Origin of the sequence: Bartonella krasnovii (assembly GCF_003606345.3) — a bacterium.
GTDB lineage: Bacteria > Pseudomonadota > Alphaproteobacteria > Rhizobiales > Rhizobiaceae > Bartonella > Bartonella krasnovii.
This window is the reverse complement of the sequence record NZ_CP031844.2, coordinates 1,971,643-1,990,184: the sequence shown is the minus strand read 5'-3', so window position 1 is coordinate 1,990,184 and position 18,542 is coordinate 1,971,643. Positions and strand designations below refer to the sequence as shown.

The following is an 18,542-nucleotide window of genomic DNA, read 5'->3' as shown; positions in this document are numbered from 1 at the left end:
TTTTCGTTCACTAAAGTAAAATATTGAGAATATTAGAATTTTAGGATTAATGATAATCTATAAAAGAAAAGGACAAATGCATGAATATCCATGAGTATCAGGCTAAACGTCTTCTTCATGAATATGGAGCGCCCATTGCAAATGGTGTTGCTGTTTATTCTGTAGAGCAAGCTGAAAAATGGGCAAAAAAATTGCCCGGACCTCTCTATGTGGTTAAAAGTCAGATACACGCTGGTGGTCGTGGTAAGGGTAAGTTTAAAGAACTTGGTTCTGATGCAAAGGGTGGTGTTCGGCTTGCACATTCTGTTGAAGAAGTTGTTGCAAATGTTCAAGAAATGTTGGGTAAAACTTTGGTAACCAAACAAACTGGTCCAGAAGGTAAACAGGTCAATCGTCTTTATATTGAAGATGGTGCCGATATTGAACGCGAGCTTTATCTTTCACTTTTGGTTGATCGGAGTGTTGGTCGGATTGCTTTTGTTGTTTCAACAGAAGGTGGAATGGATATTGAAGCGGTTGCTGAAGAGACACCAGAAAAAATCTTCACTCTTCCTATTGAGGTTGTCGAAGGTGTTACCTCAGCTGATTGTGGAAGACTTTGTGATGCATTGGGATTGCAAGGGTGTGCACGAGAAGATGGTGAAAAGCTTTTTCCAATTCTTTATAAGGCATTCTGTGAAAAAGATATGAGTCTTTTAGAAATTAATCCGCTTATTGTGATGAAAGATGGTCACTTGCGCGTCCTGGATGCAAAAGTTTCTTTTGATAATAATTCATTGTTTCGTCATCCAGATATTTTAGAATTACGCGATCTTTCAGAAGAAGATCCAAAAGAAATTGAAGCCTCAAAGCATGATCTTGCTTATGTTGCTCTTGAGGGTACAATTGGTTGTATGGTCAATGGTGCGGGTCTTGCAATGGCAACCATGGATATCATTAAGCTTTACGGAGCTGAACCAGCAAATTTTTTGGATGTTGGGGGTGGCGCATCAAAAGAAAAGGTGACAGCTGCTTTTAAGATTATTACAGCTGATCCAAATGTTAAAGGCATTTTGGTTAACATTTTTGGTGGTATTATGCGTTGTGATGTCATTGCTGAAGGTGTGGTTGCTGCTGTGCGTGAAGTTGGTTTAAAGGTTCCCTTAGTTGTTCGTCTTGAAGGAACAAATGTTGAGCAGGGTAAAGCAATTATCAAGGATAGTGGTTTGAATGTTATTTCCGCTGATGATTTAGATGATGCTGCTCAAAAAATTGTTGCAGCCGTGAAGGGAGCTTAAGTTATGTCGATTCTTGTGAATAAAGAGACGAAAGTTCTCGTTCAAGGGCTTACAGGAAAAACAGGAACATTTCATACAGAACAGGCGCTTGCTTATCATGGTACGCAAATGGTTGGTGGTGTTAATCCTAAAAAGGGTGGAGAAACATGGGAGGGGTCAAAAGGTGAAACTCTTCCTATCTTTGCTAGTGTTGCAGAAGCAAAAGAAAAAACAGGTGCTGATGCTTCCGTTATTTATGTTCCTCCTGCAGGGGCTGCGGCAGCTATTATAGAAGCTATTGAAGCTGAAGTTCGTTTAATTATCTGTATTACGGAAGGTATTCCCGTTATGGATATGGTCAAGGTAAAGGCGCGATTAGAAAATTCAAAATCTCGTCTTATTGGCCCTAATTGTCCTGGTATTCTTACACCAAACGAATGTAAAATTGGTATTATGCCTGGTTCTATTTTTAGAAAAGGCTCAGTTGGTGTTGTTTCAAGGTCGGGAACTTTAACTTATGAAGCTGTTTTTCAAACGAGTCAGGAAGGTCTTGGACAAACAACTGCTATAGGAATTGGGGGTGATCCTGTTAAGGGGACTGAATTTATTGATGTGTTGGAAATGTTTCTAGCGGATGATGAAACTCAATCTATTGTTATGATTGGTGAAATTGGTGGTTCTGCTGAAGAAGAAGCTGCACAGTTTCTCCAAGATGAAGCAAGAAAAGGTCGTAAAAAGCCAGTTGTTGGCTTTATTGCTGGTCGTACGGCTCCTCCAGGACGCACAATGGGGCATGCTGGTGCTGTTATTTCTGGTGGTAAAGGTGGAGCAGAAGATAAAATTGCGGCAATGGAATCAGCAGGGATTCGTGTGTCTCCTTCACCATCACAGATAGGTAAGACTTTGATGTCAGTTTTGAAAGGCTAAAAGAAAATTTCACCTGAATAAGAAATATTTTCTTAAATTCAGGTGAAAAAACTTGAGTATAAAAAAGGTAAAACTTTTTAAATGTTCGACTCCTTATCTGCTTTGTAAGCATTTAAAGGTCGAAGAAAGATATAAGGAGACGGAATAGATGTTCCGGAGAGGTATATGGCAAGGCAGGACGAGATAAATAGTCTTTTTGCGCAAACGTCATTTCTTTATGGTGGGAATGCGGATTATATAGATCAACTTTATGCTCAGTATGAAAAAGATCCTACCAGTGTTGATTCACAGTGGCGTGCTTTTTTTGAAGGCCTTCATGATAACAAAGAAGATGTTCTCAAAAATGCTGAAGGAGCAACGTGGCAGCGTGATCATTGGCCATTAAAGCCAGATGGTGAATTGGTTTCTGCTCTTGATGGTGATTGGTCTTCTCTTGAAAAATATCTTGGTGATAAATTAAAAGAAAAAGCAGCAAAAGGGGGCGCTCAAAAGGGAAAAACTTTCAGTGAGCAAGATATTATTCGTGCAACGCGTGATTCTGTTCATGCCATTATGATGATTCGGGCGTTTCGAGCACGGGGGCATCTTCGAGCAAAGCTTGATCCTCTTCAATTGGCAGAAAAGCTGGAAGATTATAAAGAGCTTTCTCCGGAAGCTTATGGTTTTACTCCTGCTGATTATGAGCGTCCCATTTTTATTGATAATGTTTTAGGATTGGAATATGCAACTATTCCGCAAATGCTTGAAATTCTCAATCGTACCTATTGTTCAACAATCGGTGTAGAATATATGCATGTTTCTGATCCTGTCCAGAAAGCATGGCTTCAAGAACGTATTGAAGGGCGAGATAAAAAAATTGCTTTCACACAGCAAGACAAGAAGGCTATCCTGAATAAACTGATTGAAGCAGAAGGATTCGAACAGTTTTTAGATACGAAATATAAAGGAACAAAACGTTTTGGACTTGATGGTGGTGAAGCGCTGATTCCTGCTCTTGAACAGATTATTAAATGCGGTAGTGCTTTAGGGGTGCAAGAAGTTATCTTAGGAATGGCTCATCGTGGTCGTTTAAATGTTCTTTCACAAGTTCTCGCTAAGCCACATAGAGCTATCTTTCATGAATTCAAAGGGGGATCTTATAAGCCTGATGATGTAGAGGGATCAGGTGATGTTAAATATCATTTAGGAACGACGGCAGATTTGGATTTTGATGGTAATAAAGTGCATTTATCACTTTTAGCTAACCCCTCTCATCTTGAAATTGTTGATCCGGTTGTTATGGGAAAAGCACGTGCTAAACAAGATCAACTTGTTGGACCCACACACACTGATTCACTCCCATTGAGTGAGCGCTCAAAAGTGTTGCCATTGCTTATTCATGGTGATGCTGCTTTTGCAGGACAAGGCGTTATCCAAGAAACTTTTGGTCTTTCAGGTCTTAAAGGCTATCGTGTTGCAGGTTCACTTCATGTTATTATCAATAATCAGATTGGTTTTACAACAGCGCCACGTTTTTCACGTTCTTCGCCTTATCCATCTGATGTTGCAAAAATGATTGATGCTCCCATTTTCCATGTGAATGGTGATGATCCTGAAGCTGTTGTTTTTGTTGCAAAAATAGCAATGGAGTTTCGTCAAATTTTCCATAAACCGGTGGTCATTGATATGTTTTGTTATCGCCGTTATGGACATAATGAGGGCGATGAACCTTCCTTTACGCAGCCACTTATGTATAAAGCAATTCGTAATCATAAAACAACTCTTCAGCTTTATAGTGATCAATTGATCGCAGAAGGACTGATTTCTTCAGAAGAGATTGAGCAACAAAAAAAGTCATGGCGCGATAAACTTGAAAGTGAGCTTGAAGCAAGTGCTTCTTATAAACCTAATAAGGCTGATTGGCTTGATGGAAGCTGGACGGGGCTCAAAGCTTTTAATAATGCTGATGAGCAACATTCTAGAACAACGGGTGTTGAATTAAAAACTTTAAAGGAAATTGGTCAGAAACTTGTCGAAATTCCAGAGAATTTTCATGTTCATAAAACGATACAGCGTTTTTTAAACAATCGTGCTAAAATTTTCGAAACCGGTGAGGGTGTTGACTGGGCCACCGCTGAGGCTCTCGCTTTTGGCTCACTTTGTTTAGAAGGAGCACCGGTTCGTCTTTCGGGTGAAGATGTTGAACGGGGAACTTTTTCACAACGTCATTCAGTTCTTTATGACCAAGAAAATGAAGCGCGTTATATTCCCTTGAATCATTTACAAAAGGGGCAAGCGCTTTATGAAGTTGTTAATTCCATGCTTTCTGAAGAAGCTGTTCTTGGTTTTGAATATGGATATTCTCTTGCTGAACCACGAGGATTAATACTTTGGGAAGCACAATTTGGTGACTTTTCTAATGGTGCACAGGTCATTTTTGATCAATTTATTTCATCTGCAGAGCGTAAATGGCTTCGTATGTCTGGTCTTGTGTGCTTATTGCCTCATGGTTTTGAAGGACAAGGACCAGAGCATTCTTCTGCGCGTTTGGAGCGGTTTCTTCAGCTTTGTGCGGAAGATAATATGCAGGTTGCTAATTGTACAACACCTGCAAATTATTTTCATATTTTGCGTCGACAAATTAAGCGTGATTTTCGTAAGCCATTGATTTTAATGACACCTAAATCACTTTTGCGTCATAAACGAGCTGTTTCTCTTCTCAATGAAATGGGGCCAGAAACGAGCTTCTCTCGTGTATTGCTTGATGATGCAGAATGTCTTAAAGATTCTGTCGTGAAGTTGCAGAAAGATAATAAAATTCGCCGTGTCGTTCTTTGTACAGGAAAGGTTTATTACGACCTTTATGAAGAACGTGAAAAAAAGGGTATTGATGATGTTTATCTTCTTCGTATTGAACAGTTGTATCCTTTCCCTGCAAAAGTTTTAGTGAATGTGTTATCGCGCTTTTTGCAGGCAGAAGTTTTTTGGTGTCAAGAGGAACCAAAAAACATGGGGGCTTGGTCATTTATTGAGCCTTATTTGGAATGGGTTTTGACGCATATTAATGCGCAATATTCACGTGCTCGTTATGCAGGACGTCCGGCGAGCGCATCACCGGCCTCTGGGTTAATGGTGAAACACCTTGAACAACTGGCTGCGTTTCTTAAAGACGCGTTAGGTTCTTAATTTGTTACTACTCTGATGTATGGAAAAATATTATGACTACTGAAATCCGTGTTCCTACTTTGGGCGAATCGGTTACCGAAGCAACGGTTGGCAAATGGTTTAAAAAACTGGGTGAAGCTGTCGCTATGGATGAGCCTTTGGTTGAATTAGAAACTGATAAGGTAACTGTTGAAGTTCCTTCTCCTGTTGCTGGAAAATTATCTGAAATTATCGCAAAAGAAGGCGATACGGTTGAAGTGAAAGCTCTTTTAGGAACGGTAGAAGCTGGCCAAGCCGGTGTTAGCCAATCATTTTCACCTTCTGTCACACCTGTTCCAGAGGTTTCATCTGAATCAGAGAAGCTTGCTTCGAGTAGTGCTATGCCTCCTTCACCCTCAGCAGCAAAGTTGATGGCTGAAAATAATGTAGCAAAAAGTGATATTTCAGGTTCTGGAAAACGTGGACAAATTCTTAAAGAAGATGTTATTGGTGGATTAGAACAAGGAACAAAAACGCCTACTCCTTCTTCCTCTGAAACTGGTTCTTCAATGGTTTCTGTCCCAGAAACACGTGAAGAGCGGGTTCGTATGACGAAATTGCGTCAAACAATTGCTCGTCGTCTTAAAGATGCGCAAAATGTAGCTGCAATGTTAACCACATTTAATGAGGTTGATATGTCGGCGATAATGGATTTGCGCAAGCGTTATAAGGATCTTTTTGAAAAGAAGCATGGCGTTAAACTTGGTTTTATGGGATTTTTTACCAAAGCTGTTTGTCATGCATTAAAAGAACTTCCTGCTGTTAATGCCGAAATTGATGGAACAGATATTGTTTACAAAAACTATGTCAATGTTGGAATTGCTGTTGGAACGGATAAAGGTCTTGTCGTTCCAGTGGTGCGTGATGCAGATCAAATGTCATTGGCAGAGATTGAAAAGGAGATTGGTCGTTTGGGACGTCTTGCGCGTGATGGGAAATTAGCCGTTTCTGATATGCAAGGCGGAACTTTTACCATTACCAATGGTGGTGTGTATGGATCGTTGATGTCAACACCGATTTTGAATGCACCACAATCTGGTATTTTGGGAATGCATGCGATTAAAGAGCGAGCAATGGTTATCGAGGGCCAAGTTGTAATCCGCCCCATGATGTATTTAGCGCTTTCTTATGATCACCGTATTGTGGATGGGCAAGAAGCTGTAACTTTCCTTGTGCGTGTTAAGGAAAGCTTAGAAGATCCGGAACGCCTTGTTCTTGACTTGTAAAATACAGTTTTCAGGATGAAAGGAGAAACGGATGTCTTATGATGTGGCTGTGATCGGAGCGGGGCCAGGTGGTTATGTCGCGGCAATAAAGGCGGCACAACTAGGGCTTAAAGTAGCGATTATTGAAAAACGTACAACATTAGGGGGAACATGTCTCAATGTTGGTTGTATACCTTCTAAAGCATTGTTACACGCTTCAGAAGTGTTTGCTGAAACCCAGCATGGTTTTGAAACGCTTGGGATTTCTATTGGCAAATCTAAGCTTAATCTTGAACAAATGATGGTTCATAAGAAAGCTGTAGTGACAGCCAATACAAGTGGCGTATCTTTTTTGATGAAAAAAAATAAAGTTGATACTTTTTTTGGAACAGCCAAAATTTTGAGTGCGGGTCATGTGGAAGTTGTTGCTAGAGATGGTAACAAACAAACAATTGAAACAAAAAATATTATTATTGCTACAGGTTCAGAGAGTTCAAGCATTCCAGGGGTGAATGTTGAAATTGATGAAAAGACTATTGTTTCTTCTACCGGAGCTCTTTCTCTTGAAAAAGTACCATCGCGTATGATTGTCGTGGGTGCTGGCGTCATTGGTTCAGAACTTGGTTCAGTTTGGAGCCGTTTAGGGGCTAAGGTGACCATTATTGAATATCTGAATAAGGTTTTGGGCTCAATGGATGGTGAAGTTTCACGGCAGTTTCAAAAGTTAATGGAAAAACAGGGGATTGAATATAAAACGGGTGCAAAGGTAACAGCCATTACACAATCGGGCTCAACGGCTCAGGTGAGCTTTGAATCTGTTAAAGGTGGTGAATCTGAAACCGTAGAGGCTGATGTTGTGCTTATTGCGACTGGGCGTTCTCCGTATACGGAGGGGCTTGGCTTAAGTGAGGCTGGTGTTCAGGTAGATGAACGCGGCTTTATTGCAATTGATGCTCATTGGCAGACAAATGTTCCTGGAATTTATGCGATTGGTGATGTCGTAAAAGGACCAATGTTAGCGCATAAAGCAGAGGAAGAAGGCGTTGCTGTGGCAGAAATTTTGGCAGGTCAAAAAGGGCATGTTAATTTTGATGTTATTCCTAGTGTTGTTTATACACAGCCGGAAATTGCGAGTGTAGGAAAGACAGAAGAAGAACTGAAAGAAGCTGGTATTGAATATAATGTTGGCAAATTTCCTTTTATGGCCAATGGTCGTGCACGTGCAATGCAAAAGAGTGATGGGTTTGTTAAAATCCTTGCTGATAAGAAAACAGATCGGGTTTTGGGGGGGCATATTCTTGGGTTTGGTGCCGGTGAAATGATTCACGAAATTGCGGTTTTAATGGAATTTGGTGGTTCATCAGAGGATCTAGGGCGCTGTTGTCATGCTCATCCTACCTTATCAGAAGCAGTTCGTGAAGCAGCCTTGGCAACATTTGCTAAACCGCTTCATATTTAAAAAGCTTTTAAAACGTACATTTTAAAAGATCAAAGAGGACAGTAAATATTTGTGAAGCATGCAACAAGTTTTGAGAGAGAATAAAAACAATCGTACGAGGTGTTCTCCTTAATTTGTTGTGTGCTTTTCAATAATTTTTGTTTTAAATCTCTGTTGTGCTGTTTTGATTAATTGCCCTGTTGTGCACATTCGTTTAAAGAAGTTGTATTTAGTCTATATCAAATTTGACATATGAGGTATTTTTATCCTGTTATAAATTTGGGGATAGGATTTTCAGCCCATTTGCGTGCTTTGTTTTAAGGAAACATCTCTCAAATCTATTCGCGATAGTATGCTCGTGAATGGTATAACTGTAAAGCTCTTCGTGAAATATATAAAACCTATTATGCGCTATCATCTTTATACTTCATAAAAGGTATAAATCGGCGCCATAAGTTATAATTATGGGCCTTCAAAATTATACAATTTTCGGCTATTTGAAAGCATTTATAAGAGGTATTTTTTCTTGCCGATCCTTTTATTCATATGAATTCCTCCCGCTTTGACATGTAGAAAAAATGGTTTTGATTAATTCAATATAAATAGATTTGTTATGAGAAAATCCTACGGGTATGGAGCTCTCATTCAATGTGCGCAACAATAAATTATACTTATAATTTATATTAAGAGAAAAGTTTGCTTATAGAGTTCATGCAGTGGAAAGCCAAGCGAAAGGTATTCGATAAGAAGCTGGATTATTTATAAACCGTTGTTTAGAGAAACGATGTTTTATTGTTATAAATTAATGAGTTATAGATGATGCGAGACACATGAAGCGTGAAGGAAAGTGGCGTTTTCTTAAAAGAAATCTGATTGTTTAATGATTGGTGTGGGTTAAGAATCTTTGCTTTTTAAGATCAAGAGGGTTCTAAATATTTTGAAAAATACCACCTTTTAAGGTGGTATTTTTATATCTTTTATTGAAATACTCTCTTTTTAATCGTTGCTTGCTCTGTCTTAAAAAGATGATCTGGATCTTCTTTAAAGTTTTTAAGAAATCCCAATATTGCCAAAACATGCCCCATAGTTAAAACTTTTGAAAAAAACATAATTTCATAAGAATATGAAGTTTTTTTCATGAGGCAGTTTTGTAATAATTAAAAAAACAGACCTATGTTTTCTATAGAGATAAATTTAAAATTGTAATTTTTTATTCTCTTCTTGTTCTCTTATAAAGGTGGGAAGCCCCATATGATCAAGATATTTGAGGAAAGGGTGGGGAGGTAATTCTTCTACATTGACCATTGTTTTAACATCCCATTCGCCTGTGGCAATGAGAAGGGCTGTTGCAGCTGCTGGTACACCAGCTGTATAGGAAATACCTTGTGCTCCGGTTTCATGAAAAGCTTGTTTGTGATCGGCTATGTTATAGATAAAAATTTCTTTTGGTTTTCCATCTTTTTCACCTTTGATAAGATCCCCGATACAGGTTTTTCCTGTGTATTCAGGAGCGAGAGAAGAAGGATCGGGTAAGACAGCTTTTACAACTTTTAAAGGAATGACTTCTTGACCCTCTGCTGTTGTAACAGGCTGTTCGGATAAGAGACCAAGATTTTTCAAAACGGTAAAAACAGTGATGTAACGATCACTAAAACCCATCCAGAAGCGGACATTTTGGACATCAAGATTTTTGGAAAGTGAATGAATTTCATCATGTCCTGTCATATAGGCTTTTTGTTTTCCAACAACAGGAAGATCCCATTCATGGCTGATTTCAAACATTTTATTGGAAACCCACTTTTTATTTTGCCATGACCATACTTGTCCTGTAAATTCACGAAAGTTAATTTCTGGATCAAAATTCGTGGCAAACCAACGTCCGTGACTTCCAGCATTAATGTCAATGATATCGATATCAGTGATCTTATCAAAATAAGATTTATGCGCTAACGCTGCATAAGAATTTACAACGCCTGGATCAAAACCAGCGCCTAAAATAGCCGTGATACCAGCTTGTTCACATTCTTGACGCCGAGGCCATTCATAATTGCCATACCAAGGTGGTGTTTCACAAATTTTAAGAGGATCTTCATGAATGGCAGTATCGATATAAGCACATTTGGTTTCGATACAAGCTGAAAGAACAGACATATTAAGAAAGGCTGAACCAACATTGATGACAATTTCACATTTGATTTTTTGGATAAGTTTTACAGTTTCTTCTATATTCATTGCATCAAGTTTGTGACTCTGAAGAACACCTTGTTCTTTCATTGTGTTTTTTTCTTTAATGGAAGCAATAATGGCTTCACACTTTTTGAGAGTTCGTGAAGCAATATGAATTTCACCAAGAATATCGTTGTTTTGAGCACATTTGTGGGCAACAACTTGTGCAACACCTCCAGCACCAATAATGAGAATATTTTTCTTCATCGTGGGATCATCTCCTTTTCAATACTGTTTGTTGTATAATCGTTTTTTACGGTTATTCTTTCATGAAAGACTTATCTGATAATCATGATAGTTAAATTGACGTTGAAGCGTTAGTGTACCATCAAATTCTTTTATGACAATGGCAGGCATTGCAACGCCATTAAACCAGTTTTTCTTGACCATTGTATAACCTGCTGCATCTTGAAAAGACAGTCTATCCCCTATTTTAAGAGGTTTTTGAAACTGAAACGTTCCAAAAATATCGCCAGCAAGGCAAGATTTGCCGCAGACCATAATTTCATACGGACCTTGATTGGGTTCTAATTTCGCATTTTCGCGGTAAATGAGAAGATCAAGCATATGTGCTTCGATTGAGCTATCAACGATGGCAAGATTCTTTTCATTATACAATGTATCAAGAACACTGACTTCTAAAGTGGTGCTTTTGGTGATAGCGGCTTCTCCTGGTTCTAGAAAAATAGTGACACCATGAGTTTCTGAAAATTGTTTTAAGCGTTCTGCGAAAGCTTCTAGAGGATAATTTTCAGCTGTAAAATGAATTCCACCACCAAGGCTTATCCAATCTACGTCAGAAAAAAGTTCTGAAAACTTTTCTTCCATAACTCCAAGCATTTGGTTAAAAAGATTAAAGTCAGCATTTTCACAATTGTTATGGATCATCAAGCCGTTGATGAGAGGTAGGACTTCTTTAATAGCGCTTTGGTTTGTTTCTCCTAAGCGACTAAAAGGGCGGGCGGGATTAGCAAGATCAAAATTGGATGCACTGATGCCTGGATTTAATCTTAAACCTCGTTGAATGGTTTTTGTTGCATTAGAAAAGCGTTGAAGTTGCTGGATTGAGTTAAAGATAATTTTATCTGCATAACCACAGGCTTCATCAATTTCGTGATCAGCCCAAGCAACCGAATAGGCATGGGTTTCTTTGCCAAATTTTTCTCTTCCTAAACGCAGTTCATAAAGAGATGATGAGGTGGTTCCATCCATAAATTCAGACATGACATCAAAAACACTCCATGTGGCAAAACATTTCAAAGCAAGCAAAACTTTTGCTCCGGACATTTCTCGTAAACGAGAAATTATTTGCATATTTTTGATGAGTTTTGATTTGTCTATAAGATAGTAGGGGGTTTTTATCATCATTTATTCATTCTTTTTTTAAGGATCTTATTCTTGAGATCAGCGTTTAGTACAAACAGAATGTCTCAAGAAAAAAGAATCTTAAGAAAAGAAACTGTTTCTGTCTAGTAATAGAAAAACTTTCTGTAACGGCTGTCATTTATTAGTTTGAGTTTTGCGTATGAAAAAAAAATTATATTATGCTTTAGCTTTTTTATTTATGAGCAGTATTTTCATTATAACAACTGCTCTTGTTCATTTGGGGCAAAATAAAGGTGATGCTAAAGCCAAACTGGTTTCTCAGACCTCTGTCCAAGAGAGTTCGGAGCCTTTGATTTTTACGGGGCGTAGAGAACTTAATGGTTTTAAGGGTTATCATCATTATCGGCGTGGTTATGTTAAGTATAAAGATAACTGGTGGTATCCTGAAGCGGCTTTTGTTATATCACCGCACTTAAGCACAAAAGGTGCGTCATTAAAAGTTGTATCAGGTGCGAAAAGAATCTTTTTAACGTCTTCTTCAGAAAAATTAGAAAAAGAAGAGCCATGGATGCTTAAAAAGCATATCGAATCTTGTCGTTCCCGTTATCGCTCTTATAATAAAAATGATAATAGTTTTCAGCCTTTTCATGGTCCTCGTAAACAGTGCTTATCGCACTTTTTTAAAGGATAGAAATAATTAAATAAAATTTTAATTGCTTCTTGTCGTGAGTGTTATTGTTCTTACAATAAAAAGAAAGCTTGTTTGGTATGCAGCATTTTCATGCAAGCATTGTTTTTTTGAAAAATTTAAATACTTTTAAGTTTTATTAAATCTTATTATCGTTAAGTGTAAAATGGGGGGGGAAGATATAAACTTTTGTTTTGTCAATGACAAAATATTAAAGATAGGATGGAGCTGAAAGAATGACAATACGGGAAGCAATGTTGATATTGCTCATTTTGCTTCCCTTTGGTGGAAGTGCTATTATTGGCTTTTTTCGTTCGACAGCAAAAAATAATGAAGCGTGGTTTGCTGGAGGCATTGCTCTTTTTAGCCTTCTTTTTACAATCATGCTTTATCCAGCAATTCGCGGCAATCATATTATTCGTTTAAATATTCCTTGGCTTCCAGAATGGGGAGGTGATTTGATCCTCCGGATGGATGGTCTGTCGTGGCTTTTTTGCTTGCTCATTACAGGAATTGGGCTGCTTGTCGTTGTTTATGCCCGTTATTATATGGATCCTGCGGATTCTGTACCACGTTTTTTTTCTTTTTTTCTAGCCTTTATGGGCTCAATGACAGGGGTTGTTTTATCAGGTAATCTCATCTTTTTGGTTGTTTTCTGGGAACTCACCAGTATTTTTTCTTTTTTGTTGATTGGTTATTGGTATCATAATGCCAGTGCGCGTGAAGGGGCGCGTATGGCTTTAACGATTACAGGTTTTGGTGGTTTTGCCCTTTTTATTGGGATTTTATTGATTGGGTATATTGTTGGTAGTTTTGATCTGGATAAAATTTTACAGTCTGGAGATGTAATCCGATCAAGTTCGCTTTATATCCCTGCCCTTATTTGTATTTTATTGGGTGGATTAACAAAAAGCGCACAGTTTCCTTTTCATTTTTGGTTGCCTAATGCGATGGCAGCTCCAACACCCGTATCGGCTTATTTGCATTCGGCAACGATGGTGAAAGCAGGGTTGTTTTTGTTAGTTCGTTTATGGCCCGTGCTTTCTGGGACAGAATCTTGGTTTTGGATGGTTGGCTTTTCAGGACTTTCAACATTGTTGCTTGGCGCCTATTTTTCTATGTTTCAGCAAGATTTAAAGGGACTGCTTGCTTACTCAACGATTAGTCATCTTGGATTGATTACCACGCTTTTAAGTCTTGGGAGTCCCCTTGCGTGTGTTGCAGCAATCTTTCATATGGCCAATCATGCTACTTTTAAAGCGTCTTTATTTATGGCGGCCGGCATTATTGATCACGAAACGGGAACACGTGATATGCGTAAGCTAACAGGTCTTTATCGCTCTATGCCGATTACAGCAACGCTTGCTTTAGTAGCAAGTGCGGCAATGGCTGGTGTTCCTTTGCTCAATGGTTTTTTATCAAAAGAAATGTTTTTTGCTGAAGCTGTTGAAACGCACATGGAATCATGGCTTGACTGGATTTCTCCCTATGTAGCAACACTTGCTAGCCTGTTTAGTGTAACCTATTCTATACGTTTTATTCATGGGGTCTTTTGGGGACCAAAATCGGACGAATTACCTAAAATACCGCATGAACCACCACACTTTATGCGTTTACCCATGGAACTTTTGGTGTTTATTTGTTTGGCCGTTGGTATTTTTCCTAATTTTACAATCGGGCCTATCTTAGATAATGCTGTTGTATCTGTTTTGGGACCGATGACGATCTCTTATAGCTTGGCTGTTTGGCATGGGTTTAATACGCCATTAATGATGAGCTTGGTGGCTTTATTAGGAGGGGGCTTGCTCTATGTTGTCGGGCGGCGTTATTTTTTATCTTGTGATGATGGTGCTCCCTTTTTTCGTCATTTGAAAGGACCGCGTATTTTTGAACGCATTCTTGTGATTATTTCTTGGAAATGGGCACGTGCGGTGGAAGCTCTTTTGTCAACACGTCGTTTGCAAATTCAGTTACACTGGATTTTTACTGTATGTTTTATTTTTGTTGGTCTTTTGCTTTGGCATGATGGTTTAATTGTACTAGGAGGGCTACCGCTTTTTCCACTTGACATTCCTTTCCTTGTTATTTGGCTGGTCGGTGGATTGTGCGCGCTTTTAGTCGCTTGGCAAGCAAAGTTTCATCGTCTTGCATCTCTCATGCTTTTGGGGGGAGCAGGGTTAATGATGTGTGCAACCTTTTTATGGCTTTCTGCGCCCGATTTGGCTATAACACAATTGGTTGTTGAAGTGGTGACAGCTGTTTTATTATTGCTTGGTTTGCGTTGGTTGCCTAAGCGTGTGTATAACTCTTCTCCAACGTCTGTTCATTTTGGAGTGCGTTTACGTCGCGCCCGTGATTTCATCTTAGCAATTATAGGAGGTGCTGGTGTTGCATGGCTCTCTTTTGCGATGATGACACGTCCTCAAGGGACAACGGTTTCTAATTTTTTTCTGAAAAATGCTTACTCTGGTGCTGGTGGTCGCAATGTTGTGAACGTATTGTTAGTGGATTTTCGTGGTTTTGATACGATGGGAGAAGTTGTGGTTTTGGTGGGTGTTTCTTTAACTGTCTTTGCTCTTTTGCGTCGATTCCGTCCTGCTCCTGAAAGTATTGAGCCGCCGTTTCAACAACGTGTTCAGGAAGCTTTTGATAAAGCACAACCGGATCGAAACGTGGGGGATACAATCTTAAACTATCTGGCTATTCCTTCTGTTATTATGGGGTGGCTCTTTTCCGTTATTATTGCTTTTTCCTTTTATTTATTTGTGCGAGGACATGATCTTCCTGGAGGGGGATTTGTCGGAGGGGTAACTTTAGCTATAGGCTTTATTTTGCAGTATCTTGCGCGTGATATTCGTTGGGTGGAAAATCATTTAAGAGTTTTGCCTTTACGCTGGATGGGCTTTGGCTTATTGCTATCGGTTGTCACGGGAGCAGGGGCTTTGTTTGTTGGGTACCCTTTTTTAACATCATTTTTCCAATATATTCATATGCCATTGATTGGAAAGATTCCTATAGCATCTGCTTTTTTGTTTGATTTTGGTGTGTTTTCCCTTGTGTTGGGAGCAACAATTCTCATTTTAATTGCCCTTGCACATCAATCCATTCGTAGTTACCGAATCGGTAAAAAACCTACTTTAAAAGAGAAGGAAAATTAATGGAAATTATTCTTTCTTTGGCCATTGGCGTTCTTGTCGGATCTGGAATTTGGCTCATTTTGCGCCCCCGAACTTTTCAAGTCATTCTTGGTTTATCCTTGATATCCTATGGTGTTAATCTTTTCATCTTTGCAATGAGTAGACCACGCAGTAATGCAGCGCCAATTGTTGATCCTACGATGGCTATCAATCCGGCGAATTATGTTGATCCTCTTCCTCAGGCTTTGGTTTTAACTTCAATTGTGATCGGTTTTGCAACGACAGCCCTCTTTTTGGTTATCTTGTTGGTTTCACGCGGTTTAACAGGCTCAGATCACGTTGATGGACGTGAGGTACAGTGATGGAAGCTTGTGTGCATCACCTTCTTATCGTGCCGATTCTTTTGCCGTTAAGTACTGGAGCCCTTCTTCTTTTCTATGATGAACGTCGTTCAAAACTGAAATCACTCATAAGTATTTTTTCTGCCGTATTGTTGGTTGTTATTGCTGTTTTATTGGTGATGCGTGCTCTTGAAGTTGCGCCAGCTGTGGATGTTTATCGGCTTGGTAATTGGCCTTCTCCTTTTGGTATTGTTTTGGTGCTTGATCGCTTAAGTGCTATGATGCTTTTGCTTTCTAGCTTGTTGATCAGCGCCTCGTTGGTTTTTGCGCGGGCTCATTGGTATAAAGCGGGTCCTCATTTTCAGTCATTGATGCAATTTTTCATGGTTGGAATAAATGGTGCTTTTTTAACAGGTGATTTATTTAATTTATTTGTATTTTTTGAAGTGATGTTAACAGCCTCTTATGGGCTTGCGTTGCATGGTTCTGGCCCGTTACGTGTGCGTGCTGGGTTGCATTATATCGTGATTAATCTGGTTGCTTCGTTGTTTTTTCTCGTTGGTACGGCACTTATTTATGGAATTGTAGGTACCCTCAATATGGCTGATTTGGCTGTAAAAATGCAATATATAGCTTCTAGCGATATGACTTTATTTGAAATAGGGGCGGCCTTTTTGGGAATTGCTTTCTTAATTAAAGCAGGGGTGTGGCCATTGAATTTTTGGTTGATGCCAACTTATAGTGCAGCGGTAGCACCTGTTGGGGCTTCTTTTGCACTTTTAAGCAAAGTCGGTATTTATATTATTTTACGCTTAACATTGTTATGGTTTGGACCAGAAAGTGGACATTTTAACCATTTTGGTCAAACGGTTTTGTTTTACGGTGGGCTTGCCACTATGGCTTTTGGTTTTATTGGGGTGTTGGCAAGCCAAATCTTGGTACGTTTGGTAGCTTATAGTGTTTTGGTCTCTTCTGGGACATTGTTGAGCGCAATTGGGATCGGTAATACAGCGCTGATCGCAGGAGCACTCTTTTATATTGTTTCCTCAACTTTGGCACTGGGTGCTTTTTTTCTTTTGGTGGAGTTGGTTGAACGCTGTCAAGATGTTGCAGCTAATGTTTTGACGGTGACAATGGAAGTTTATGGGGACGATGAAGAAGAGGAAGAAGATGAAGTAGGAACTTATTTACCCGTAACTTTGGCAATTCTTGGAGCTTGTTTTGGCTTTTGTGCACTTTTGATTATTGGTCTGCCTCCTTTTTCTGGTTTTGTTTCTAAATTTATGATGTTTGTGGCACTCTTAAACCATAGTAAAGAAAATATTTCTCCCTCTCTACCCGCTTATTATGATTGGCTTTTTATGATTTTTGTCACTCTCTCTGGTTTTGCGGCGTTTATTGCGATGACACGAACGGGCATTCGAACTTTCTGGATCTCTCTTGAAGGGAGGATTCCACGGGTGCAAGTGATTGAATTTGCCCCTATTGCCGTTCTGCTTGCTTTGTGTTTTCTTATTACAATTGTTGCTGGTCCTGTTAGTCGTTATATGTTTGAAACAGCTAAAACTTTGCATGAGCCTCAAAATTATATTGGCAGCGTTTTAGATGATTTTTCTCTTGAAAATAGAGGGATTTATCAGTGAAATACCGTTATTTTTTCTCTTTTTCTAGCTTGGCAATTATTTTTATGTGGCTGATCTTAAATGGTTTTAGTTTTGGTCAACTGCTTTTAGGCATTATCATTGCTTTATTTGGGGGCTGGATGATGCGGCTTCTTGAGCCGGAAAAAATAACGATTAAAAGTTGGCGTGCCGTTTTTAAACTGTTTTTTCGTGTATTTATTGATTCTATTATTTCAAATATTGCTGTGGCTTACTTCGTTTTAACCAAAAGATCTCGAACACAGCAGTCTGGTTTTATTGTGGTGCCCATTTCGCTTGAAAGTCGCACAGCTTTAGCTGTTTTGGCATGTATTCTTTCAGCAACTCCAGGGACTATTTGGATTGCCTATAATAGAAAGAATAGTGAACTTTTGCTTCATGTCTTAAATTTTGAAAATGGATATAATTACCAAAAATTGATCAAAAAACGCTATGAGCAATTACTTTTGGAGATTTTTTAATGAGTATGGTGATCCTTTATTGGGGGCTTTATCTTTCACAATTTTTTTTAAGTTTGGCAATGATTCTCGCACTGTTTCGGTTGATTCGTGGTCCACGAGCGCAAGATCGGATTGTGGGGTTGGATGCCCTTTATATAATCACTATTCTTTTATTTCTGACATTCGATATCCGGTCAGGGACAACCATTTATTTTGTGGCAGCTCTTATTGTCGGCTTATTAGGTCCTGTATCAAGTATTGCGTTGGCAAAATTCCTCATGCGAGGGGAGATTATTGAATGAAGGATGATGTATCGCTTATTGTTGCTATTGCCGTTACGGTTTTTTTGATCTTAGGATCGGGACTCACGTTGATTGGAACGATAGGATTGGTGCGCCTTCCCACATTTTATAAGCGTTTACATATGCTTTCACTCAGTACAAGTTGGGGCGCTGGTAGTATTCTTGTTGCGTCGTTTCTTTATTCAACTTTTGTAGATCATCATTTTGTTTTTCACGAATTTTTGTTGATGATTTTTTTACTTGTAACAATACCGGCCGCTTCTATGTTGGTATCACAAGCAGCGGCTTATCGACACTATTCAGAAAATAAATTAGAAAAACCGCTGGCCCTTTTATCACGTCAGATGGAAAAACAAACCTCCGCTTCCGACGAAACGTCATGTGACACGAGCCAGAGCGATTCTTAAAACCC

At 39.0% G+C, this 18,542-nt stretch carries 14 protein-coding genes; 12 read left to right on the top strand and 2 right to left on the bottom strand.

Annotated elements, in window-relative coordinates; all coding sequences use genetic code 11:
* Positions 1-80: 80 nt before the first annotated feature.
* The 5 genes from sucC (at position 81) to lpdA (ending at position 8,030) form a co-directional block, all read left to right on the top strand.
* Positions 81-1,277 (top strand): ADP-forming succinate--CoA ligase subunit beta, encoded by a 1,197-nt coding sequence (gene sucC, locus D1092_RS08605; RefSeq protein WP_120121515.1) that lies wholly within the window; start codon positions 81-83, stop codon positions 1,275-1,277.
* Between the two features lie 3 nt (positions 1,278-1,280).
* A complete protein-coding gene (sucD, locus tag D1092_RS08600; protein ID WP_120121513.1) occupies positions 1,281-2,183 on the top strand; it encodes a succinate--CoA ligase subunit alpha in 903 nt (300 codons plus the stop codon).
* Positions 2,184-2,348: 165 nt separating this feature from the next.
* Positions 2,349-5,348, top strand: a complete 3,000-nt coding sequence (locus D1092_RS08595; RefSeq protein ID WP_120121512.1) for a 2-oxoglutarate dehydrogenase E1 component — start codon at positions 2,349-2,351, stop codon at positions 5,346-5,348.
* 32 nt (positions 5,349-5,380) lie between these two features.
* Positions 5,381-6,592, top strand: coding sequence for a 2-oxoglutarate dehydrogenase complex dihydrolipoyllysine-residue succinyltransferase (odhB, locus tag D1092_RS08590; RefSeq protein ID WP_120121510.1), 1,212 nt, complete (start codon positions 5,381-5,383; stop codon positions 6,590-6,592).
* A 31-nt stretch (positions 6,593-6,623) separates the two neighbouring features.
* Positions 6,624-8,030, top strand: a complete 1,407-nt coding sequence (gene lpdA / locus D1092_RS08585; protein WP_120121508.1) for a dihydrolipoyl dehydrogenase — start codon at positions 6,624-6,626, stop codon at positions 8,028-8,030.
* Positions 8,031-9,203: 1,173 nt separating this feature from the next.
* Here the strand turns inward: lpdA and D1092_RS08580 are convergent.
* Both D1092_RS08580 and D1092_RS08575 read right to left on the bottom strand, forming a co-directional pair.
* The gene (locus tag D1092_RS08580; RefSeq protein ID WP_120121507.1) at positions 9,204-10,442 is read right to left on the bottom strand and encodes a saccharopine dehydrogenase family protein; all 1,239 of its coding nucleotides are present in this window, start codon (positions 10,440-10,442) and stop codon (positions 9,204-9,206) included.
* 60 nt (positions 10,443-10,502) lie between these two features.
* The gene (locus D1092_RS08575; RefSeq protein ID WP_120122720.1) at positions 10,503-11,600 is read right to left on the bottom strand and encodes a carboxynorspermidine decarboxylase; all 1,098 of its coding nucleotides are present in this window, start codon (positions 11,598-11,600) and stop codon (positions 10,503-10,505) included.
* Positions 11,601-11,754: 154 nt separating this feature from the next.
* On the opposite strand from D1092_RS08575, the gene D1092_RS08570 reads away from it, so the two are divergent.
* The 7 genes from D1092_RS08570 (at position 11,755) to mnhG (ending at position 18,537) form a co-directional block, all read left to right on the top strand.
* Positions 11,755-12,252: a BA14K family protein gene (locus tag D1092_RS08570; protein ID WP_120121505.1), complete on the top strand. Its 498-nt coding sequence runs from the start codon at positions 11,755-11,757 to the stop codon at positions 12,250-12,252.
* Between the two features lie 233 nt (positions 12,253-12,485).
* Positions 12,486-15,407 (top strand): monovalent cation/H+ antiporter subunit A, encoded by a 2,922-nt coding sequence (locus D1092_RS08565; RefSeq protein WP_120121503.1) that lies wholly within the window; start codon positions 12,486-12,488, stop codon positions 15,405-15,407.
* Positions 15,407-15,748, top strand: a complete 342-nt coding sequence (locus D1092_RS08560; protein ID WP_005774297.1) for a Na+/H+ antiporter subunit C — start codon at positions 15,407-15,409, stop codon at positions 15,746-15,748. Before D1092_RS08565 ends, D1092_RS08560 begins: the two co-directional genes overlap by 1 nt.
* Positions 15,748-17,370: a monovalent cation/H+ antiporter subunit D gene (locus tag D1092_RS08555; protein WP_120121501.1), complete on the top strand. Its 1,623-nt coding sequence runs from the start codon at positions 15,748-15,750 to the stop codon at positions 17,368-17,370. The genes D1092_RS08560 and D1092_RS08555 overlap by 1 nt, the downstream gene beginning before the upstream one ends.
* Positions 17,367-17,849, top strand: coding sequence for a Na+/H+ antiporter subunit E (locus D1092_RS08550; RefSeq protein WP_120121500.1), 483 nt, complete (start codon positions 17,367-17,369; stop codon positions 17,847-17,849). Before D1092_RS08555 ends, D1092_RS08550 begins: the two co-directional genes overlap by 4 nt.
* Entirely contained in the window at positions 17,849-18,130 is a 282-nt protein-coding gene (locus D1092_RS08545) for a K+/H+ antiporter subunit F (protein ID WP_120121498.1), read from the top strand. Before D1092_RS08550 ends, D1092_RS08545 begins: the two co-directional genes overlap by 1 nt.
* The gene (gene mnhG / locus D1092_RS08540) at positions 18,127-18,537 is read left to right on the top strand and encodes a monovalent cation/H(+) antiporter subunit G (protein WP_120121496.1); all 411 of its coding nucleotides are present in this window, start codon (positions 18,127-18,129) and stop codon (positions 18,535-18,537) included. The genes D1092_RS08545 and mnhG overlap by 4 nt, the downstream gene beginning before the upstream one ends.
* Positions 18,538-18,542: the final 5 nt, after the last annotated feature.